Origin of the sequence: Porphyromonas sp. HMSC077F02 (assembly GCF_001815465.1) — a bacterium.
GTDB lineage: Bacteria > Bacteroidota > Bacteroidia > Bacteroidales > Porphyromonadaceae > Porphyromonas_A > Porphyromonas_A somerae.
In genome coordinates, this window is record NZ_KV820662.1 from 2,417 (window position 1) to 22,650 (window position 20,234).

General features: G+C 42.1%; 18 protein-coding genes. 17 read left to right on the top strand and 1 reads right to left on the bottom strand.

All coding sequences use genetic code 11. The features are described from left to right. Window positions 1-139: 139 nt before the first annotated feature. The 13 genes from thrS (at window position 140) to HMPREF3027_RS04265 (ending at window position 15,056) form a co-directional block, all read left to right on the top strand. Window positions 140-2,113 carry a threonine--tRNA ligase gene (thrS, locus tag HMPREF3027_RS04205; RefSeq protein ID WP_070707243.1) on the top strand — a complete coding sequence of 658 codons (1,974 nt, stop codon included), beginning with the start codon at window positions 140-142 and terminating at the stop codon, window positions 2,111-2,113. Window positions 2,114-2,176: 63 nt separating this feature from the next. Continuing rightward, entirely contained in the window at window positions 2,177-2,749 is a 573-nt protein-coding gene (infC, locus tag HMPREF3027_RS04210) for a translation initiation factor IF-3 (RefSeq protein WP_018028055.1), read from the top strand. Window positions 2,750-2,839: 90 nt separating this feature from the next. Beyond that, window positions 2,840-3,037, top strand: a complete 198-nt coding sequence (gene rpmI, locus HMPREF3027_RS04215) for a 50S ribosomal protein L35 (RefSeq protein WP_070707230.1) — start codon at window positions 2,840-2,842, stop codon at window positions 3,035-3,037. Window positions 3,038-3,145: 108 nt separating this feature from the next. Continuing rightward, complete coding sequence (gene rplT / locus HMPREF3027_RS04220) at window positions 3,146-3,493, top strand: 50S ribosomal protein L20 (protein WP_018028053.1); 348 nt, start codon at window positions 3,146-3,148, stop codon at window positions 3,491-3,493. A gap of 119 nt (window positions 3,494-3,612) precedes the next feature. Next, complete coding sequence (locus HMPREF3027_RS04225; protein ID WP_083317502.1) at window positions 3,613-4,848, top strand: S-adenosylmethionine:tRNA ribosyltransferase-isomerase; 1,236 nt, start codon at window positions 3,613-3,615, stop codon at window positions 4,846-4,848. Continuing rightward, window positions 4,841-6,544 carry an MATE family efflux transporter gene (locus tag HMPREF3027_RS04230; protein WP_070707231.1) on the top strand — a complete coding sequence of 568 codons (1,704 nt, stop codon included), beginning with the start codon at window positions 4,841-4,843 and terminating at the stop codon, window positions 6,542-6,544. The genes HMPREF3027_RS04225 and HMPREF3027_RS04230 overlap by 8 nt, the downstream gene beginning before the upstream one ends. Then, the gene (locus tag HMPREF3027_RS04235; protein ID WP_070707232.1) at window positions 6,525-6,791 is read left to right on the top strand and encodes a hypothetical protein; all 267 of its coding nucleotides are present in this window, start codon (window positions 6,525-6,527) and stop codon (window positions 6,789-6,791) included. The genes HMPREF3027_RS04230 and HMPREF3027_RS04235 overlap by 20 nt, the downstream gene beginning before the upstream one ends. A 43-nt stretch (window positions 6,792-6,834) precedes the next feature. Continuing rightward, window positions 6,835-8,196, top strand: a complete 1,362-nt coding sequence (gene mtaB, locus HMPREF3027_RS04240; RefSeq protein ID WP_070707233.1) for a tRNA (N(6)-L-threonylcarbamoyladenosine(37)-C(2))-methylthiotransferase MtaB — start codon at window positions 6,835-6,837, stop codon at window positions 8,194-8,196. After that, window positions 8,180-9,112 carry a lysophospholipid acyltransferase family protein gene (locus HMPREF3027_RS04245; protein WP_083317503.1) on the top strand — a complete coding sequence of 311 codons (933 nt, stop codon included), beginning with the start codon at window positions 8,180-8,182 and terminating at the stop codon, window positions 9,110-9,112. The genes mtaB and HMPREF3027_RS04245 overlap by 17 nt, the downstream gene beginning before the upstream one ends. Then, window positions 9,109-10,113: a glycosyltransferase family 2 protein gene (locus tag HMPREF3027_RS04250; RefSeq protein WP_070707235.1), complete on the top strand. Its 1,005-nt coding sequence runs from the start codon at window positions 9,109-9,111 to the stop codon at window positions 10,111-10,113. Before HMPREF3027_RS04245 ends, HMPREF3027_RS04250 begins: the two co-directional genes overlap by 4 nt. After that, window positions 10,110-10,976, top strand: a complete 867-nt coding sequence (locus HMPREF3027_RS04255) for a hypothetical protein (protein ID WP_070707236.1) — start codon at window positions 10,110-10,112, stop codon at window positions 10,974-10,976. The genes HMPREF3027_RS04250 and HMPREF3027_RS04255 overlap by 4 nt, the downstream gene beginning before the upstream one ends. 35 nt (window positions 10,977-11,011) lie before the next feature. Continuing rightward, window positions 11,012-13,642 carry a valine--tRNA ligase gene (locus tag HMPREF3027_RS04260; RefSeq protein WP_070707237.1) on the top strand — a complete coding sequence of 877 codons (2,631 nt, stop codon included), beginning with the start codon at window positions 11,012-11,014 and terminating at the stop codon, window positions 13,640-13,642. Window positions 13,643-13,721: 79 nt separating this feature from the next. Then, a complete protein-coding gene (locus HMPREF3027_RS04265) occupies window positions 13,722-15,056 on the top strand; it encodes an MATE family efflux transporter (protein WP_070707238.1) in 1,335 nt (444 codons plus the stop codon). A gap of 709 nt (window positions 15,057-15,765) precedes the next feature. Here HMPREF3027_RS04265 and HMPREF3027_RS04270 read toward each other — a convergent pair. Continuing rightward, window positions 15,766-16,284: a helix-turn-helix domain-containing protein gene (locus HMPREF3027_RS04270; RefSeq protein WP_070707239.1), complete on the bottom strand. Its 519-nt coding sequence runs from the start codon at window positions 16,282-16,284 to the stop codon at window positions 15,766-15,768. Window positions 16,285-16,905: 621 nt separating this feature from the next. Between HMPREF3027_RS04270 and pepE the strand changes: the two genes are divergently transcribed. From pepE to tpiA, 4 genes are read left to right on the top strand one after another with little or no spacing between them, the layout of a single operon-like run. Then, window positions 16,906-17,616 carry a dipeptidase PepE gene (gene pepE, locus HMPREF3027_RS04275; RefSeq protein WP_070707240.1) on the top strand — a complete coding sequence of 237 codons (711 nt, stop codon included), beginning with the start codon at window positions 16,906-16,908 and terminating at the stop codon, window positions 17,614-17,616. Between the two features lies 1 nt (window position 17,617). Then, complete coding sequence (locus HMPREF3027_RS04280) at window positions 17,618-18,181, top strand: DUF1599 domain-containing protein (RefSeq protein WP_070707241.1); 564 nt, start codon at window positions 17,618-17,620, stop codon at window positions 18,179-18,181. After that, window positions 18,168-19,427: a BT_3928 family protein gene (locus HMPREF3027_RS04285; RefSeq protein ID WP_070707242.1), complete on the top strand. Its 1,260-nt coding sequence runs from the start codon at window positions 18,168-18,170 to the stop codon at window positions 19,425-19,427. The genes HMPREF3027_RS04280 and HMPREF3027_RS04285 overlap by 14 nt, the downstream gene beginning before the upstream one ends. 2 nt (window positions 19,428-19,429) lie before the next feature. Next, window positions 19,430-20,185, top strand: coding sequence for a triose-phosphate isomerase (gene tpiA, locus HMPREF3027_RS04290; protein ID WP_070707245.1), 756 nt, complete (start codon window positions 19,430-19,432; stop codon window positions 20,183-20,185). Window positions 20,186-20,234: the final 49 nt, after the last annotated feature.

The following is a 20,234-nucleotide window of genomic DNA, read 5'->3' on the forward strand; positions in this document are numbered from 1 at the left end:
TAGCTAAGACGCATGCACAAAATATACTTGAAGCCATTTTAGATTCGCTTATCCATGTTGATATTGCGATATTTATACTATCTTTGTGTGATTAAAGATTAGGATATACCGTAATACAGATATTATCATGAGTAAGGATATGATTACAATAACTCTGCCTGATGGTTCGAAAAAGGAGTATGAGAGTGGGGTGACTGCGCTACAAGTGGCTGAGGATATTAGTCCTAGGCTCGCTAAGGAGGTGCTAGCTGCGACGGTTAACGATAAAATCGTGGATCTCACTCGTCCTATTGAGACAGATGCTTCGCTCAAACTTCATAAGTGGGAGGATGACGAAGCTAAGCATGCCTTTTGGCATACCAGTGCGCACTTGATGGCAGAGGCCCTTCAGGAGCTTTATCCTGGGATTAAGTTTGGTATAGGACCCGCCATTGAAAATGGCTTTTACTATGATGTAGACCCAGGTGAGGGGGTACAGATAAAAGAGTCTGACCTTCCTGCCATTGAGGCGAAAATGCGAGAGCTGGTATCTAGGAAAGAAACTCTTGTGAGGAAGAGTATTTCAAAACAAGATGCACTTGATTATTGGAATAAGAAAGGCGACCAATACAAGGTGGAGCTGATCACAGACTTGGATGATGGTACCATTACTACCTACACTCAGGGTGGCTTTACCGACCTTTGTAGAGGCCCTCACCTCCCCAATACCTCTAGTATTAAAGCCATCAAGCTCCTCACCGTAGCTGGTGCTTACTGGAGAGGAGATGTGAAGCGCCCACAATTGACTAGAATCTATGGCATCACCTTCCCTAAGAAGAAGATGCTGGACGAGTATCTAGCCCTTTTGGAGCAGGCCAAGGAGCGTGACCACCGAAAGATAGGTAAGGATCTTGAGCTATTTGCCTTTTCACAAAATGTGGGTGCAGGGTTGCCCCTATGGCTACCTCGTGGTACACAGCTAAGGCTTCAGCTAGAGGAGTTTTTAAGAAAAATCCAAAAGCAATATGGTTATGAGCAGGTGATGACACCACATATCGGGAATATCAACCTGTATAAAACCTCTGGGCACTATGCTAAGTACAAGGATGATGCCTTCCGGCCTATTGAGACGCCACAAGAGGGTGAGCTATTTATGCTCAAGCCAATGAACTGCCCTCACCACTGCGAGATATATAAGACCAAACCAAGGTCGTACCGCGATCTCCCTGTACGCTTGGCAGAGTTTGGAACGGTATATAGATATGAGCAGAGTGGGGAGCTCCATGGTCTCACTCGCGTGCGTGGATTTACTCAGGATGATGCCCACCTTTTCTGCCGTCCAGATCAGATAAAGGAGGAGTTTATCAAGGTGATGGATATTATCTTTATCATCTTTAAAGCTCTTGACTTCAATCAGTTTGAAGCTCAAATCTCGCTGAGAGATCCTAATAACAAGGAGAAGTATATTGGTTCGGATGAGAATTGGGATAAGGCTGAGCAAGCGATTATTGAAGCTTGTAATGAGACGGGCCTAAAGACTCATATAGAGTATGGCGAGGCCGCTTTTTATGGTCCTAAGCTCGACTTTATGGTAAAGGATGCGCTTGGTCGTCGCTGGCAGCTAGGTACCATTCAAGTAGATTACAATCTACCTGAACGTTTTGAACTTGAGTACACTGGCGAGGATAATCAAAAGCACCGTCCTGTAATGATTCACAGAGCACCATTTGGCTCTATGGAGCGTTTTGTGGCTGTTTTGATTGAGCATACTGGTGGTAAGTTCCCATTGTGGTTAGCTCCAGATCAGGTGGCTATTCTTCCTATCTCAGAGCGCTTTAATGATTATGCATTCAAGGTATTAAAAGAGCTAGCACTGCATGATATTCGAGCTTTAGTAGACGATAGAGCCGAGAAAATAGGCAGAAAAATACGTGACAATGAGCTAAAACGCATCCCTTACCTCCTAATCGTAGGCGAAAAAGAGGCCGAGGACGGTACTGTTTCTGTGAGAATTCAGGGACAAGGTGATCAAGGTTCCGAAAAAATTGGTATCTTTGCAGACCGTGTGTTGAAGGAAGTTGACGCACAGATGAATGCTTGGCGCTATGAGCAACAAGCTACAGAGGAAAAGTAAGTAATAACAATAAATAAACTAGCAGACTAGTATAAATAAGCGACTGATTGAAACACAAACTGAATGGGGAATATTAATAGACGAAATCCGAGAGGCCCATATAATAAGGCCGATGAGCCACAAGAGAAGATCAATGAGCAAATTAGAGCTCGTGAAGTAAGGCTTGTTGGTGACAATGTTGAGCAGGGAATCTACTCCATACAAGAGGCTCGTCGAATTGCGGATGAGCAAGAGTTGGATTTGGTAGAGATCTCGCCTAATGCTGAACCACCAGTTTGTAAGATACTTGACTACCAAAAGTATCTATATCAGAAGAGGAAGAAAGCTAAGGAGCAGAAAGCTAAGCAGACGAAGATCGTAGTAAAAGAGGTGCGATTTGGTCCTCAGACCGATGATCACGATTACGAATTTAAGCTACGTCATGCAAAGGGATTCCTTGAAGAGGGTAATAAGGTGAAAGCCTATGTATTCTTTAGAGGTCGCTCTATTGTCTTTAAGGATCAAGGAGAATTGCTTCTCCTAAGATTCGCGCAAGACCTTGAAGAGTATGGCAAGGTGGATCAGATGCCTAAACTTGAGGGGAAAAGGATGATTATGATGTTTTCACCTCTAAAGGGAGCTAGCAAGAAAAAGTAACAACTTCTATCAGAGGTGGTGAGAAGAGATGCAACTCTTCTTTACTGCCGAAGGTAGACTTATTTGATAACTAATTAATAATTGACTGGAATGCCTAAGATGAAGACTAATCCCGGTGCTAAGAAGAGATTTACTCTCACCGGATCAGGTAAAATCAAGCGCAAGCATGCTTACAAGAGCCATATTTTGGCTCACAAAACCAAGAAGCAGAAGCGTAACCTCACTAACGCTGGACTTGTACACAAGTCTGATGTCCGTGGTGTGAAGAAGCTTCTCGGTATAGGTTGAGTAAGTTTTTAAGCAGAGAAAAGAGATTTTTTAACAGAGTGTGATTGCCCTTTACAAGAGCCTTACCAATGTAGGTGATGCCGCTCACGCTCAAAGATTTTTAGAACAATGCCAAGATCAGTAAATCACGTCGCTTCAAGAGCGAAGAGGAAAAAGATTTTAAAGCAAACCCGTGGCTACTATGGTGCACGTAAGAATGTATGGACTGTAGCCAAGAACACATGGGAGAAAGGCCTTCAGTATGCCTATCGTGACCGCAAGACCAAGAAGCGTAATTTCCGCTCACTATGGATCCAGCGTATCAATGCAGCTGCTAGAGAGGAAGGTCTATCTTACTCTAAGTTTATGGGTATGCTCAAGGCTAAGGGTATAGATATCAATCGCAAGGTTCTCGCTGACCTAGCAATGAATCACCCTGAAGCTTTCAAGGCCATCGTAGAGCAAGCTCGCTCATAAGGCTTACTTTTTGTATATTAAAGGCAGAAGAGGTATTGACTAGATCAGTACCTCTTTGCTATTTTGAGGCTTTAATATCCTAAGTAGTCAAAGCTTTTAATTAGCTTTGTAAATAAAATATGGAAATGATGAATCCGCAAGAGATACGAATTGAAGATTATACGTACAACCTCCCACCAGAAAGGATTGCAAAGTATCCATTGGAGGAGAGGGACCATGCCAAGATGCTCTATTATGCCGAGGGCAATATAGAGAGTTATGACTTCACCGACATGCCAAGTCTATTGCCTAGCAATTCGGTATTGGTGATGAATACCACCAAGGTTATTAGAGCTCGATTGACTTTTTTCCGTCAAACTGGTGCTCGGATAGAGGTCTTTTGCCTTGAGCCGTACTCTCCATCGCTCTATGAGTTGTCACTAAGCACAAAACATGAGGTCATCTGGCATTGCCTTGTGGGGCAGTCACGTAAATGGAAGGAAGAGTACCTGTACCAGCCTCTTGCAGATGGTGCCCTATTAAAGGTAAGTAGAGTGGACGGTCATTGCAGCAGTGGCTCATTAATTCGATTTGAATGGTCCAATGAGATGACCTTCGGAGAGCTCCTTGAGCACTTGGGGGAGTTACCTATTCCACCGTACCTTAATAGAGATACAGAGGAGAGTGACCTGAGGGATTACCAAACGGTCTATGCTCGTGAAGAGGGTAGTGTGGCAGCACCTACGGCTGGCCTTCATTTTACAGAAGACCTGCTTTCAAGACTCAAGGAGAAGGGGGTAGAGCAGATCCCAATAACTCTGCACGTAGGTGCAGGTACTTTTTTGCCCGTGAAGAGTGCTACAATGGGAGGGCACGAGATGCATACTGAGGTGATTGAAGTACGGCTCTCATCTCTCCAGTCTATTTATAATGCACTCCTCGAAAAAAGGCCTATAGTGTCGGTAGGCACGACCAGCACCCGCACTTTAGAGAGTTTGTACTATATGGGTATTCAGGTTATAGAGTCGGCAAATGACCCCCTCAGTGTACCTCAATGGATACCCTACGAAACAACAACCTCTGCTACAACTGAGGAGGCGATAAAAGCCTTGATAGACTACCTAGAGGCCAAAGGTGTTGATCGATTGTTTGGGCAGACCCAATTAATCATTGTTCCTGGATACGCCTATAAGCTGGTTGATTATTTGATTACCAATTTTCACCAGCCCAATAGCACTCTGCTATTATTGGTAGCTGCATTCATAGGGAGCGATTGGCACAAGATATATGACTTTGCTTTGCGTAATGATTATCGCTTTCTAAGCTATGGAGATGGCTCATTGCTCAAGAAAAGACAGGTAAGCTCAAATGTCTGAAACCAGTGCGATAAATAGGCGAATACTTAAACTCGCTCTGCCTAATATACTGAGCAATCTCACAGTACCTCTTCTAGGGATTGTAGACCTCACGCTCTCAGGACACTTGGAAGATGCCTATGCCATAGGTGCCATAGCCATAGCTACCACTATGTTCAATCTCATTTATTGGAATTTTTCGTTCCTCAGAATGGGTACTACAGGCTTGACCGCACAGTCTCATGGAGCTGGCAATCACCTTGCTATGGGTCGGAACCTCACCCAATCGCTGTTGATTGCTTTAATGGGTGGGGTATTTATCTTGCTATTGCAGCAGCCGATATTAAATCTCACTTTATTGATTCTTAAGCCAGAGGGAGGGCTTATTTCATACGCCACGATCTATTATGATATAGTTGTATGGGGAGCACCAGCCGTATTATGCACATTAGCCCTCAATGGTTGGCTTATTGGCATGCAGAACACCTGGTATCCGATGGCGGTTAGTATTATGACTAATGTCACCAATATCGCCATTAGTGCCTGCTTGGTGATATTGGGGGGAAAAGGTATTACCGGCATTGCTACTGGTACCCTTGTAGCACAATGGCTAGGTGCTACATCACTGCTAATTGGAGCCTATCTGCTCTATTTTAAGAAAAATCGTGTCTCGCTACCGAGAAAGCTAGAAGAGCTAAAGGTGGGGCTACGCAGATACTTTGGCACCAATCTCCACATATTTCTGCGTACTATACTCATCTCATTGATTTCGGCCTTTTTCACCTATGCGGGGTCTACCCAAGGGGCCTTGATATTAGCTGCCAATGCGCTTCTATACCAGGCCTTTACCTTCTTCAATAATTTTGTTGATGGCTTTGCATTTGCAGGTGAAGCAATTGTAGGACACTATTATGGGATGAAAAATAGGCACTTGCTTACAAAGTCGGTTAAATTACTGATAGTATGGGGCGCTACATTTGCATTAATAACTAGCTTGCTGTATTTCATTATTTCGGAGCCTTTTCTTGCCTTTTTAACTGATAAGGAAGAGGTGATCAATATTGCTCACAACTATTTGATTTGGGTCTACCTATTGCCTGTTTTGGGTTTCCTCGCCTTCTTATACGATGGTGTATTTGTAGGGATTACTGCGACTCGCGAAATGCTCCTAAGTATGTTGTTTGCTGTTGCGGTATTTTTTGCTCTCTATTTTACGCTACCATTTACAGATATCAATCATAATCTTTGGGCAGCCTTTGTTATGTACTTATTGGCGAGAGGTGGGTGCCAAATCCTTATGTCTCGGAAGATGGTTGGGCTAGGTAAGCCCTTTGAGTATGTCTATACGCTCTCGGTAGGGACCACCTATTTGGATTCGGAAGAAAAGATAAAGAATTATCTCTCAACTGAATTTCCAAGCAGTCAGTTCTCTAGCTTTTACATCACCGATGATGTATCAGAGTACTCGTCAAGAAAGTACCTAAATAGTGTGCTACGAGTGGAAAGCTCCCTTACACTAGATGAGATGATTGCAAAGACAAAGCAAATTGAATCTCAATTTGGGAGGAAGAAAGAGCCCTCTGGTGATGTAGCTCTGGATATTGATGTGGTGCTTATGGATAGCCAAATACTTCGAAACAAAGACTTTAATAGAGATTACTTTCAGATCGGATATAACGAGATAAAAACAATACAATATGGACAAGAAAACTACTAGGCGAGTTTATGGCTACACCTGTAGCTACTTGCTTTTAACACTTTCGCTACACATTGCCAATCATTTCTTCTTTGAGAGTCATTTCTTGCAGAACATGGCATTATACATACCTTTTATGATGCCTCTACACATGATGGGATTAAGACAGAAAGGCAAAATGGTTTTTGATGACACTACCTATCTACTGATGTTTATATTTATGATGGTTGTCTCCATGGTCCTTTACACTCTTTTCTACTTCCTTTGATCGACCTCATCTATAGCCAAAAAGTGTTATCTTTGCATTACGTATGATGATAGATAATGTAGGAGATAAAGGGAGCCTCGCAGGCAAGCGTTTTGTTTTTGAAACGTTGGGGTGTAAACTTAACTTTTCTGAGTCAAGTCACTTGTCTCGTGCTTTGATTGAAAAAGGCATGAAGGTTGCTGACTCAGGAGAGGTGGCAGATATATGCTTGGTAAATACTTGCAGTGTTACAGAGGTTGCCGAAAAGAAAGGGCGTCAACTAGTTAGGCGCCTTCATAGAGAGCATCCGGGTGCACGCATAGTAGTTACTGGTTGCTACGCTCAGCTTAACCCAGAGGCATTTTTAAGTCTGGAGGGAGTCGATTTGATTATAGGTGCTCGAGATAAAGGGCGTTTACTAGAATATATTGAAGGGCTTGAGAGTAGGGGAGTAGATGGTCACTTAGTACATACCCCTATTGAGGAGGTCGATTCATTTGAGGCCTCTATATCAAGTGAAGGCCGCACCCGTCACTTCTTAAAGGTACAGGATGGTTGCGACTATAGATGTAGCTATTGTACTATTCCTAAAGCTCGTGGAAAAAGTCGGAATGGGACGATAGAGGAACTAGTAGAATTGGCTCGAGGAGTAGCTCGCAGTGGAGGTCGTGAAATAGTTCTTGTAGGTGTAAATGTCGGGGACTTTGGACGTAGCACTGGGGAGCAATTTATTGATCTTTTACGCGCTTTAGACGAAGTGAAAGGGATTGACCGCTATAGAATATCCAGCATTGAACCAAACCTGATCACGGATGAAATCATTCGCTTTGTGGCACACTCTAAGAGGTTTGCCCCTCACTTTCACATTCCGCTCCAAAGTGGTAGCGATGAGGTGTTGAAGCTTATGCGTCGCCGGTACAATCGATCGCTTTTCAAGCACAAGGTGATGCTTATTAAGGAGATAATGCCTGATGCTTTCATAGGGGTTGATGTGATTGTAGGAATGCGTGGCGAGTTGGATGAGTACTTTGAGGATGGGCTCAATTTTATCAGCGAATTACCAGTCAGTAAGTTACATGTCTTTTCGTATAGTGAGCGCCCTGGTACTGATGCGTTAAAGATCCAGCCGATAGTTTCTCCAGAAGTCAAGCACCAAAGAAGCCAAAGATTGTTGGAGCTGAGCGATAAAAAACATGTTGCCTTCGTTCAATCACAACTTGGTACTCAGGGAAGGGTATTGGTGGAGCATCACGCATCTGGTGCTGATGGTCAGTGGCTCTATGGATATACTGGTAACTATGTTCGCGTGCGTCTTCCTTTCCGATCAAATATAGAAGGGCGCCTTGTGGAGGTGAAGTTACACGATATAATTGAGGGCGACTGTGTAGTTAGTGGCTCATTTATAGACGATGAAAGAACTGAGTAAAGGGGAAATTTGGCGAGGGAAGCTATTGTATTCCCTATTACGACTAATCGGATATTTACCTAGTTGGTGGCACTATGGTATGAGTTGGTGCATCTCATATCTACTTCAATATGTGATTGGCTATCGGAGGAAAGTTGTACAAGCGAATTTAGCAAATTCCTTCCCCGAAAAAAGCAAGGCTGAGCTCCGAAAACTTGAGCGGGCTTTCTATCATCACCTATGCAATGTGGGAGTAGAGACGGTGATGCTAGCTGCATTTGGAGAGCGTCGGTTTAGGCGCCACGTGAGTATTGAAAATCCAGAACTGATTGAAGAACTTCACAAAGAGAATAAGCGCATCTTTTTCTTACTCGGCCATTACGGCAATTGGGAGTGGTATACGGGATGCCAGTTGCTGCTACCTGTGACTGAATTCAACGTTGCTTTTGTGCGACAGAAAGGTGCTTGGCACTATGTTCTATCAAAGCTTAGAAGCAAATTTGGCGCTCAATTGATGGATAAGTGGGATGCAGCAAAGATTATCCTTCACCAGCGAAACGATAAAAGCAATAAGACCTATATAATGGTGGCTGATCAAGCTCCAGGCATTGAAGGAGCAGAGCTTTTCGTTAACTTTCTTAATCAATACACAGCAGTGGTCACTGGTATGGATCGTCTTGCAAAGATGTTAGGAGCAGCGGTAGTCTATGTAGATGTGGAGCGTCCGAAACTTGGGAAATACCGACTTAAGCTTGTGGAAATGACAAGAGATGCTAGTCAGCTCCATAAACATCAACTATCAAAAGACTTTATGCAGCTACTGGAAAAGACCATCAGAAGAAAGCCTGAGCTATGGCTTTGGTCGCACAAACGGTGGAAGGTGACTCCAGAGCTAGTTAAAGAGCGCTTCCCACATAAAGATATAGAAATGGCATGAAAGAGATAGCCATAGTAGTACTTTCATGGAATGCACAACCATTATTGGAGCGGTATTTGCCTGATTTAGTACAGCATACCCCTCTAGATCTTGCTGATATTATACTAGCAGATAATGGAAGTAGTGACGCCTCTGTTCCTTTTGCTAACAGTCTTGGCGTAAAGGTAATTGAGCTAGGAGAAAACTATGGTTTTGCTAGAGGTTACAACGAAGCAATAGCTCGCTTGGAACATAATTATGTACTACTACTCAATAATGATGTGCGAGTATCTCCAGGCTGGCTTGAACCTCTCTATCACTTTATGGAAACCCATACAGATGTGGTAGCAGTACAGCCAAAGATAAGATGGGATAGAGCTCCCCAAAGCTATGAATATGCGGGAGCTGAAGGCGGGTATTTGGATTACCTCGGGTATCCATTTTGTAGAGGACGTATTTTTGAGACACTTGAGAAGGATCACGGGCAATACGGTTTAGAGCCTAAAGAGGTCTTTTGGACAAGTGGGGCAGCAATGTTAGTTCGCAGGAAAGTCTATATTGATGCTGGAGGTTTTGATGCTTCGTTTTTTGCTCATCAAGAGGAAATAGACCTATGTTGGCGATGGCATATTGCTGGGCATCGACTATATGTAGTACCTGAAAGTACTGTGTATCACTATGGTGGTGCTTCTCTAAGTAGCGCTGATCCTCGTAAAACATTTCTCAATTTTCGCAATAACCGAAAGATGCTCTATAAGAACCTCCCAGATAGTAAACGCATTTGGATACTATCAGTGAGGTGGTTGTTGGATCTAGTTGCCATGGCCACTTTTATGGTACAAGGTAAATGGGGAGATGCTAAGGCAGTAGTCAAAGCACTTCGAGCCTATCGTAGTATGGGAAAAACAGTCTCAGGAGATAGTGAGGCCCGAGAAGTAGCCTTTCAAAAGCTCTATAAAAGATCACTGCTAATGCGATACTACATACATCACGAGAAAACTTTTGACCAACTGAAAGTATGAAAAGAATATCAATACTCATCTGTAGCACCCTACTTTTCTCAATCCTCATAGTGGGCTGCCAAAGTAAGACTAAAAAGGGAGCTGAGCAGATGATTGCGATGGCGGATAGCCTTATTAATATTGATGCACTAGACAGTGCTTTAGAGTGGCTGGATAGTGTGAAAGTGGTATATCCGAATGAGGTTGAGAGTCGACGTAAAGCCCTAGAAAAGTCTAGGAATGTTAGGCTCGAACTGAGTCGCAGAGACTCTCTCGCTTCTGTAGAACGTCTTAGTATTCTTGAAGCCTATACCGATAGTCTATATCAACAATTTAGACTCATTCCGGCTAAAGATATGCCCGATGAAAACATACTTCGATTTAGAGGGTACGACCCAGCCTCAAAGGCACCAGAGTCGCCTTTTATCGACGCTTATGTAGCGAATGATGGCACTCTTGAGCTAATTGCATCAGCTTCAAGTGCTACCCAGTTAAATATAGTCTTCATTCGCATCTCTGACCGTGCCAATGACACTTATATACTTAGCGACACGCTGCAGTATGATGGGGGGCTGAATTATAGGTATAGCAACCTCGGTCGCCATTATGAACGACTTACTTTTGCGGGGAAAAGGGGAATGCCTTTAGGGCAATTTGTAGCCCTAGCTCCAGATAGCTCTAGGCTAGGTGTAGAGTTTTGCAATGAAAAAGGAAAAGCAATGGTACGCTTTGATCTAAATCAAGAGGCTAGGGTGGCCATCACCAATAGCTACAAGTATGTAGCTGCATTGGAGGAGATGAAAGAGATTTATATTTCACTGAACAAGCATGAAAAACGGCTCCAAAATAGTCTCAATCTAAATAGTGCGGAAAAAATAAGGTAACTTTGTCCAACTGAACATCAAATAGCTATAAACATATGAATAAGGAATTAAGCGCAAAATATGACCCATCAGAGGTAGAATCGAAGTGGTACGACTATTGGATGAGATACAAGCTCTTCTCCTCTAAGCCAGATAACCGACCACCCTACACAATTGTGATGCCACCACCAAATGTCACAGGTGTGTTGCACATGGGTCATATGCTTAATAATACGATCCAAGATATATTGATTCGTCGAGCAAGAATGACTGGCTACAATGCTTGCTGGGTACCTGGTACTGACCACGCTTCTATTGCAACGGAAGCAAAAGTTGTGGAGCGCCTAGCTAGCAAAGGGATCAAAAAGAGTGACCTCTCTCGTGAGGAGTTCTTAAAGCATGTATGGGAGTGGACCCATGAGCATGGCGGAATTATCATTGAGCAACTCAAAAAGGTCGGTACCTCATGCGATTGGGATCGTTTGGCCTTTACCATGGATGAGACACGTAGCAAAGCGGTAATAAACGTTTTCTGCGACCTTTATCGCAAGGGACTTATCTACCGTGGTGTACGAATGATTAATTGGGATCCAAAGGCTAAAACAGCTATTTCTGATGAGGAGATTATTTATCACGAGACGGAGAGCAAGCTATACTATGTTCGCTACTTTGTTGAGGGTGAGGCAGATAAGTACATTGTAGTAGCCACGACACGGCCCGAGACTATTTTTGGAGATACTGCCGTCTGCGTTCACCCAGAGGACGAGCGTTATAAGTGGCTTGAGGGCAAGAAGGTAATAGTACCAGGGGTAGGGCGTGCCATCCCCATTATTCACGATGAATATGTAGATAGAGAGTTTGGTACGGGATGTCTTAAAGTGACTCCTAGTCACGATGTCAATGACTATATGCTAGGTCAGAAGTACAACCTTCCTGAGCTAGATATATTTAATGACGATGGTACTCTCAACCACTTAGGTGGCAAGTACGAAGGCGAAGATCGCATGGACGTGCGCAATAGCTTCATAGAGGAGTTGCAGGGCCTTGGATTAGTAGAAAAAATAGAGAACTACACCAATAAGGTGGGACTTTCGGAGCGAACTCATGTGCCTATAGAGCCCAAGCTCTCTATGCAATGGTTCCTCAAGATGAAGGAATTGGCTGCACCTGCATATCGAGCTGTAATGGAGGACGATGTGCAGTTGGTACCAGATCGCTTCAAGGGAGTGTATGCCTCTTGGATGGAAAATGTAAGGGACTGGAACATCTCTCGTCAGCTTTATTGGGGGCATAGGATCCCCGCTTATTTCCTTGCTGATGGCACTATTGTTGTGGGTGAAACACCTGAAATAGCACTGGAGGAAGCAAGGAAACAGACTGGAGATCGCAGCCTTGAGGTGAAGGATTTGACTCAAGACCCCGATACACTAGATACTTGGTTCTCATCATGGTTATGGCCTATTTCCCTCTTTGGTGACCCTCTGGAGAAGCATAATGCAGAGTTGGATTATTACTATCCAACTTCTGACCTAGTCACAGGACCTGATATCCTATTCTTCTGGGTTGCTAGGATGATTATTGCTGGCTATGAGTATAGGGGAGAAAAGCCATTTAAGAATGTTTTCCTTACTGGGATAGTGCGGGATAACTTGAGGCGTAAAATGAGTAAGTCTCTTGGTAATAGTCCTGACCCACTAGAGCTAATTGATAAGTATGGGGCCGATGGAGTACGTATGGGACTTATGACGGCTGCTTCGGCTGGTAACGATATTTTATTTGATGAGGGATTGGTGGAGCAAGGACGTAACTTCAGTAATAAGCTATGGAACTCCTTCCGTCTAATCCAAGGCTGGGAAATAAGTGACACTATCGCTCAAGAGGAGGCTCAGAAAGCTGCAATTGATTGGTTCGAACAACTTCTTCGGAAAGAAGAGACTATTCTTGCTGATCACTTTAAGAAGTATCGTATCAATGATGCTGCATTATTGATGTATAAGCTAATTCGTGACGACTTCTCCGGGACTTATCTTGAGCTGATTAAGCCCCCTTATGGTGCTCCAATAGATAGAGCTACCATTATGGCAACGAATCGTTTTTTCGAAGAACTTCTGAAGCTGCTACATCCATTCATGCCATTTATCACTGAGGAGCTATGGCAAGCGATAGCAGAGCGACAGGAGGGAGAGAGCATTATGGTAAGCCAGGTAAGAGAGCTACAGTCCTTCGATGAGAAGGTTATAGCACAGATGGAGAGAGATCGCTCTATAATTACACAAATACGTAACTTGAGAGCTAAGAAAAATCTATCTCCAAAGGAAGAGTTAGAGCTACATACAGAGGCTAATCTTTCCGACGTTTCAAAGGCGGTTATTACCAAACTTGCTAATATCACTAGCTATCAACACCAACAGCCACGTGAAGATGCTGAAATGGTTACATTCCAGATTGAAACATCTCTCTTTGGGATACCTGTAGCAGGACTTGTTGATGTGGCAGCAGAAATCGAAAAACTGAAGGCAGACCAGGAGCACCTGCAAAAGTTTCTCAAAGGTGTACAGAGCAAGCTTAATAACCCTAAGTTTGTCGATAAGGCTCCAGAGGCTGTTGTTGCCATGGAACGTAAAAAAGAGCAAGATGCAATTACAAAGCTTCAGACTATTCAAACGAGACTTGATAGCTTGGAATAAGTTTGTAGCTTTATAAATGAGAAGAGTAGGGCAGAATACCATATAATTGGTATTTAGCCCCTCTTTTTGCTAAAGTAATATGATAGAAGGGAAAATAGACCTATCAACGAAGGAGATTCTTAGGCTATCTTGGCCAGTCTTTATTTCACTAATTGCCCAAAATCTGATTGGAGTGATTGACACTGCATTCGTATCTAGGGTTGGTGAAGTAGAGCTTGGTGGAACTGCTATGGGAAGCCTTGTTTACTTTAGCATATATACTGTGGGGTGGGGGCTAGCAAGCGGCACTCAGATAATGATTAGCCACCGATACGGTGCCAAGAAGTTTAACCAGATAGGAAGGGTTTTAGGTCAGAGTATCAGACTATTGCTACTTGCCGCATTACTTGTCATGTCACTTGGCTTTTCACTCGGTCCAAAGCTCTTCAACTCGCTACTAAGTAGCGAGAATGTGGCTAATAGTGCTGTAGACTATTGGACTTATCGTAGCTTTGGCTTTCCATTTGCCTTTCTTGCCTCTACCTTTCGTTCTTTTTTCGTTGGCATATCACGTACTAAGGTATTGACCCTTAATTCAGTGGTAATGTCCATAGTCAATATTACCCTTGATTACGGTCTTATTTTTGGCAATTTTGGCCTCCCAGAAATGGGGGTTAAAGGTGCGGCTCTAGCAAGTGTGATAGCGGAATTTTCTTCGCTTGTCTTCTATTTCTTGTATACATTGTGGAGACTAGATGGAAACTTCTTTGGCCTTAATAAGGCAAATCTGATGGTATGGGACAAAGGCCTCTCAAAGCAACTATTTGGGCTTAGCTATTACCTTATGCTACAGGCCTTTGTAAGCCAAGCCGCATGGGCAATCTTCTTCTTTATGATTGAAAGTTTGGGAGAGCGTCAGCTGGCAGTGGCATCTATCACAAGACAGCTGTACGTGCTTTTCTTTATACCACTCAATTCGTATGGCACAGCAGTTCGCACTACAGTCGGTCATATTGTTGGTGCTGGTATGATAGATGAGCTATGGAGCTATTTATTGAGAGCTATAAAGCTTTCATTTGGCACCATGCTGATCTTCTTTACATTCGTACAGCTTTTCCCTGAGATACCACTGCGTATTTTTACAGACAATACGGACTTAATCCAATCCTCTGTACCAACCCTGAGGGTGCTTGCCACAGCTGCATTAATAGCATCAGCTGGTAATATGTTTTTCAATGCGGTTAGCTCAAGTGGTAATACGCGTAGGGTATTCCAGATAGAAATGCTCAATGCATCTTTCTATCTGATTTATGGTGCTACAGTTGTCTACTTGCTTAATGGTACAGTGGCAATGTGCTTTACAGTTGAAATCATCTACTTCCTTTCCATTGCACTAATGAGCTATAAGTCTATGAAGCGACTTATAGAGAAATAATCATAACAACACACATCTAAGAGCATTCCTTATACTCTTTTAGGGTTATTCACTAAGAATATGTGGTCGTTCATCTCCTTTTAATTGCCTGGAATTGTAGGCTCCACAAATAATTGACAATAGTCTACTTAACATAACACCTATTATAACAGCAGCAGGAAGGAGATGGAATGTTCCATATAATTGCCCTATTTAAGCACTATCTATATCTTTATTAGCAAGAATAACCAGAGGCATAATATCTCTTTTAGCGCAGAAGACCTATTTCTGTAATAGACTTTTATTTCTCAGTAGAGAATGCTCAATGGAACGTTAATATGTCTGGTGTTACTTATAAGAGATACAACCATGGAGGCTCCTATTTTCTGGAGCGATCCCAGCGCCAAATCTATTTTCCCAAACAAAGAACACTGTAACTTTCCTGAACTTTTCCAACTGAAAATAAGTGAAAAAAGCAGCTAAAAGAGGGCTTCTGAAACTCTCTTCCTAACCTACTGCAACCCAATACTTTATATAAGCGTCAGCCGAGATGCAACTAAGCAATCGGCGAGATGCAACTCGGCAAATGCTTAGTTGCAACTCGCCGATTACTTAGTTGCATCTCAACTTTTACCCTACTTGCATAAGTAATTATATACCCCCAATTAATTTCAATTCTTAATTGCATATTAATATAGGAAGAAGAAATATGATTAGTAGGATATATAGCTTACTCAGTGGAATGAGTAAAGGTTTCGAATGTATTATCATCGTAATAAACGATTATTTTGGTGATACTTCTTTTCACCTCAGACATTACTGTCTGTTTATCAATAGTAGTAGAAGTTGAATTATCCTGATTAGGCTCCGCAGTATTATTTCTTAATGGCTCAGAATTAGCACTAAATAGAGTTCGCTGAGAATTCGACCCGATGAAAGAGGGATGGGAAAGGTTATCATGCGAAAGAGCTTCTCCTGAAGCAACATTAGTATTACTCGTTGAATTAATATCTTTAGTTCGTTCTCCTTGACCACTACGAATCCACTCCTCATTATAAATGGGAAATGCAGAGAGAATTTGATACATCACCATTGGACTAATATTATTTCGCCCCTTAATGACGTGATTTAGCGTAGAAGTTTTTATCCCAGTTAATTCTGAAAATTCAGCTTGAGTAAGTCCTTCATCATTGATAATGGACTCTACTCTTCTCCCCTGCTCTACTAATTTTTCCTCTCTCTCATCCATAGAGTATTGTGAATTGAGATTTACAATATAAATATACTTGAAATGTATACAATGTGTATGTGAATTCACTGCAAAGTTAAACTAAATATATCAAATAAACAACCCAGATAAATATGAAATCGACCACTTCAGCTTAATGTAACTGCTAAAGCCTATAATGAATATATGTTATATTTATAATAGATTAGCAATTAAGTGCTTGTGGGATTTAGGCGACCCCGTCATTGATGCGTTCGCATTACATTGGTTATTGTATTCATATACGTCTTAGAAAAGTTGTATATAATATTATAAGTAGTCTGGAAATCATATAGTTATACATTTGTCCTTAATCGAGTAGAAGTGAAATAACGCGTGTTTTCGCATTGGCTTAAATTGCTTAATTTCTAGCTCGGGTAAAGAAATGGTTATCTATACGATAAATTAACAATGGGACTTTCATTCATAATTATACACTCAATAGATTTCAAATGTGAATGAAAATGGATTTATTCACACATATATTTATTTACAATATGAATTTATCTTGTTTATTTGCGGCAAGTGACTTGGGCATTTGAAGAGGGCAAAGAAATTGTTATCTTTGTAGGAGAATGTTTAATCCATATATTTGCTTTAATTATGAGACTCTTATTAATTAGCAATTCTGCTTCCCCTGGTGAACAGTATCTAGAGAAGCCAGCACAAGATATCGCAACATTTCTTGGCAATCAGAAGAAGAATGTGGTTTTCATCCCTTTCGCAGGAGTGACCTTTAGCTTTGATGCCTATGTTGATAAGGTCAATAAAGCTTTGTCGGGCGTAGGTGTTGAGGTCAAAGGCGTTCATACCTTTGATGACCCTATTAAAGCTGTAGAAGAAGCTGGTGCCATAATGGTAGGCGGAGGTAATACTTTTCAGCTTGCAAAGATGATGCAAGAGCAAGGTCTTATAGAAGCGATTAGAAAAAAAGTAATAGATGGTGGAGCCCCCTACGTTGGTTGGAGTGCAGGTAGCAATGTCGCTTGCCCTACTATCTGTACTACGAATGATATGCCAATTGTTGAACCATTAAGCTTTAAGGTACTCAATTTAGTTCCATTCCAGATTAATCCTCACTACCTTGATACCCACCCTTCTGATCACGGAGGTGAGACACGAGAGGTCCGTATTCTTGAATATATTGAAGCCAATCCCACAATGTATGTAGCAGGGTTGAGGGAAGGCTGTCGTTTTTTAGTGGAAAATGGCAAGATAAAGCTTATTGGCGATAGGACACTTCGTGTATTCAAAAAGGGCAAACAGATTACTGAGTATAGCACAGCGGATGACATTCAATTTTTAATGGAATAAAATGGCAGATTACAAAAAGACGGAGGAACAATTTGAAGGGGTGCTTTCAAATTGCAAGACGCTTTTTATCCATAAATTCAAGGATTATGGTGCTTCTTGGCGTGTAATGCGCCCTACTGCTATCACAGATCAAATCTATATTAAAGCTCAGAGGATAAGATCTGTGCAGGAAAAGAGGGAAAACAAGGTCGGAGAGGCCCTTAAATATGAGTTTATAGGGATCGTTAACTATGCGATTATGGGATTGGTTCAGCTAGAAAAGGGATATACTGACCAACCTACTGAAGATAAGGATCTACTCCTTCATTGGTATGGTGAGTATGCTGCTAAGGCTAAAGAACTGATGTTTTCCAAAAACCATGACTATGGTGAGGCGTGGCGTAGTATGCGTATCTCCAGCATTACCGATATCATCCTTCAAAAGATATTTAGGACTAAGCAGATAGAAAATAATCAAGGAGCTACAAAAGTGAGCGAAGGTATTGATGCCAACTACCTTGACATGATCAATTACGCCATTTTCGCTCTAATAAAAATTAGTGAAGGATGTGATGCAATGGATTAAGTCAAAAAAAATATTGACTACCACTCTTCAGATTATAGTGGGCTTGGTCTTTGTCTTTTCTGGACTTATGAAAGGTATAGACCCAGTGGGTACCGCAATAAAAATTGGAGAGTACTTTAGCAGCTTCGGCATCCATTCCAATCCTAGTGTAGACCTTGTCTTTTCTGTAGCGCTTAATCTTTTTGAGAGTGCACTTGGCATTGCTCTTCTCTTAGGATTTAGACCTACAAAGACGAAGTTTGTAGCACTCGCATTAATGGGTGCTATGACTCTGCTCACCCTCTATATCTATATTTTCAATCCTGTCACAGACTGTGGTTGTTTTGGCGATGCCATCATCATTAGTAACAAAGCTACATTCTGGAAAAATGTTGTACTCCTTTCATTTATTATCTATCTCTATTTCAATACAGACCATTGGTATCATTGGTTAAATGTGAAAGGCAATAATTATGCTCTACTTGCGGGAGTGATCGTTTTTCTAGGCTTTAACCTTGCAAACATCAAACACCTACCCATTATAGACTTCCGTCCTTATAAGGTTGGAAGCGACCTTATGGAACTGACCACTACTGGTGGATCGGAAGGAGAATACATCTACAACTTTGTCTACCAAAAAGATGGCGTTGAAAAGGTATTCGGAATTGATGAGCTCAATGACTTAGACTCCACTTGGATATTTGTGAGGGACGAGATTGAAGTTATCAAAGAGGCAACTAGGCCTCTAGGTGCTGACTTTGTACTCACTAGAGAAGATGGCAGTAATGCGATGGAGGACTTGGCTTATCAAGAGAGTGAAGCTATTTTAGTTATTTCCCCTGATATAACAGCGGTTCAACCCAAAATGCTTGAAGAGATGGTTGAAAAGTCTCCATACCCCCTACTCCTTGCTATGGGCAATACAGCTGATATCTGGAGCGATCCAAGGTATACAAAGCTTGAAAAGAGGTTTGCTGAAATCTTTTTTCTGGATAAAACTACAGCAATAACTATCGTGCGTAGCAATCCAGGGGTTTTGCTGATTAAAGCAGGAAAAATTGTGGACAAACTATCAGGTAGTGACTTTGACTCTGCGTTAAATAGAGGAGTTATTAAAAGTAATTCACCTAGCTTATGCCATCCGATATATAGCAGATTTGACAAGTTTGGTTTTATTGGGATACTATCAGCTTTATATATACTTATCACCCTCTGTGGTGGCATTATTAGAAGGATAAATATTGTAAAACGTAAGAAAGAGAAATGATTATGAGAAAAAACATTGTTGCCGGCAACTGGAAAATGAACACCTCACTCCCTGAGGGCATTCAGCTAGCCAAAGATGTACGTAGCTCTATTGAAGGTAAAAACCTTAACTGCGAGGTGATTCTAGGCGTACCATTTACCCACCTTAGCGAGGTAGCAAAGGCTGTAGCTGGTAGCCCTATCAAGGTAGCTGCTGAGAACTGTGCTAGCGAGTCAAAAGGCGCATTTACTGGTGAGGTATCTGCTGAAATGGTTGCCTCTACTGGTGCCACTTATGTAATCCTTGGGCATAGCGAGCGCAGGCAATACTACCATGAGACTTCTGCTATTCTTAAGAAGAAGGTAGAGCTTGCTCTAGCTAATCAGCTAAAGCCAATATTTTGTATTGGAGAGGTACTCGAAGAGCGTGAGGCGGGTAAACACTTTGAGGTGGTAGAGCGTCAGGTAAAAGAGGCTTTATTTGATCTATCTGAAAGTGATTTCAAGAATATTGTATTGGCATACGAACCTGTTTGGGCCATTGGCACTGGCAAAACTGCCACGAGTGATCAAGCCCAAGAGATCCATGCACACATTCGCAAGGTAATAGCAGATAAGTATGGCAAGTCTATTGCTGATAATACTACCATTCTGTATGGCGGAAGTGCCAATGGTGGCAATGCTAAGGAGTTATTTAGCAAACCTGATGTAGATGGTGGACTTATTGGTGGAGCCTCACTCTCAGCAGAGAAGTTCCTACCAGTAATTGAAGGGTTTTAATCACCCCATCTTATAAATCGAGTAGGTCGGGAAACGAAAGTTTTCTGAC

What these genes read in the sequence shown, in the direction of transcription:
- HMPREF3027_RS04235 (WP_070707232.1), top strand. Translation starts at nt 6,525, where the DNA reads ATGGACAAGAAAACTACTAGGCGAGTTTATGGCTACACCTGTAGCTAC.
- HMPREF3027_RS04270 (WP_070707239.1), bottom strand. Translation starts at nt 16,284, where the DNA reads ATGGATGAGAGAGAGGAAAAATTAGTAGAGCAGGGGAGAAGAGTAGAG.
- HMPREF3027_RS04260 (WP_070707237.1), top strand. Translation starts at nt 11,012, where the DNA reads ATGAATAAGGAATTAAGCGCAAAATATGACCCATCAGAGGTAGAATCG.
- pepE (WP_070707240.1), top strand. Translation starts at nt 16,906, where the DNA reads ATGAGACTCTTATTAATTAGCAATTCTGCTTCCCCTGGTGAACAGTAT.
- infC (WP_018028055.1), top strand. Translation starts at nt 2,177, where the DNA reads ATGGGGAATATTAATAGACGAAATCCGAGAGGCCCATATAATAAGGCC.
- mtaB (WP_070707233.1), top strand. Translation starts at nt 6,835, where the DNA reads ATGATGATAGATAATGTAGGAGATAAAGGGAGCCTCGCAGGCAAGCGT.
- thrS (WP_070707243.1), top strand. Translation starts at nt 140, where the DNA reads ATGATTACAATAACTCTGCCTGATGGTTCGAAAAAGGAGTATGAGAGT.
- tpiA (WP_070707245.1), top strand. Translation starts at nt 19,430, where the DNA reads ATGAGAAAAAACATTGTTGCCGGCAACTGGAAAATGAACACCTCACTC.
- HMPREF3027_RS04230 (WP_070707231.1), top strand. Translation starts at nt 4,841, where the DNA reads ATGTCTGAAACCAGTGCGATAAATAGGCGAATACTTAAACTCGCTCTG.
- HMPREF3027_RS04225 (WP_083317502.1), top strand. Translation starts at nt 3,613, where the DNA reads ATGGAAATGATGAATCCGCAAGAGATACGAATTGAAGATTATACGTAC.
- rplT (WP_018028053.1), top strand. Translation starts at nt 3,146, where the DNA reads ATGCCAAGATCAGTAAATCACGTCGCTTCAAGAGCGAAGAGGAAAAAG.
- rpmI (WP_070707230.1), top strand. Translation starts at nt 2,840, where the DNA reads ATGCCTAAGATGAAGACTAATCCCGGTGCTAAGAAGAGATTTACTCTC.
- HMPREF3027_RS04255 (WP_070707236.1), top strand. Translation starts at nt 10,110, where the DNA reads ATGAAAAGAATATCAATACTCATCTGTAGCACCCTACTTTTCTCAATC.
- HMPREF3027_RS04285 (WP_070707242.1), top strand. Translation starts at nt 18,168, where the DNA reads ATGCAATGGATTAAGTCAAAAAAAATATTGACTACCACTCTTCAGATT.
- HMPREF3027_RS04265 (WP_070707238.1), top strand. Translation starts at nt 13,722, where the DNA reads ATGATAGAAGGGAAAATAGACCTATCAACGAAGGAGATTCTTAGGCTA.
- HMPREF3027_RS04280 (WP_070707241.1), top strand. Translation starts at nt 17,618, where the DNA reads ATGGCAGATTACAAAAAGACGGAGGAACAATTTGAAGGGGTGCTTTCA.
- HMPREF3027_RS04250 (WP_070707235.1), top strand. Translation starts at nt 9,109, where the DNA reads ATGAAAGAGATAGCCATAGTAGTACTTTCATGGAATGCACAACCATTA.
- HMPREF3027_RS04245 (WP_083317503.1), top strand. Translation starts at nt 8,180, where the DNA reads ATGAAAGAACTGAGTAAAGGGGAAATTTGGCGAGGGAAGCTATTGTAT.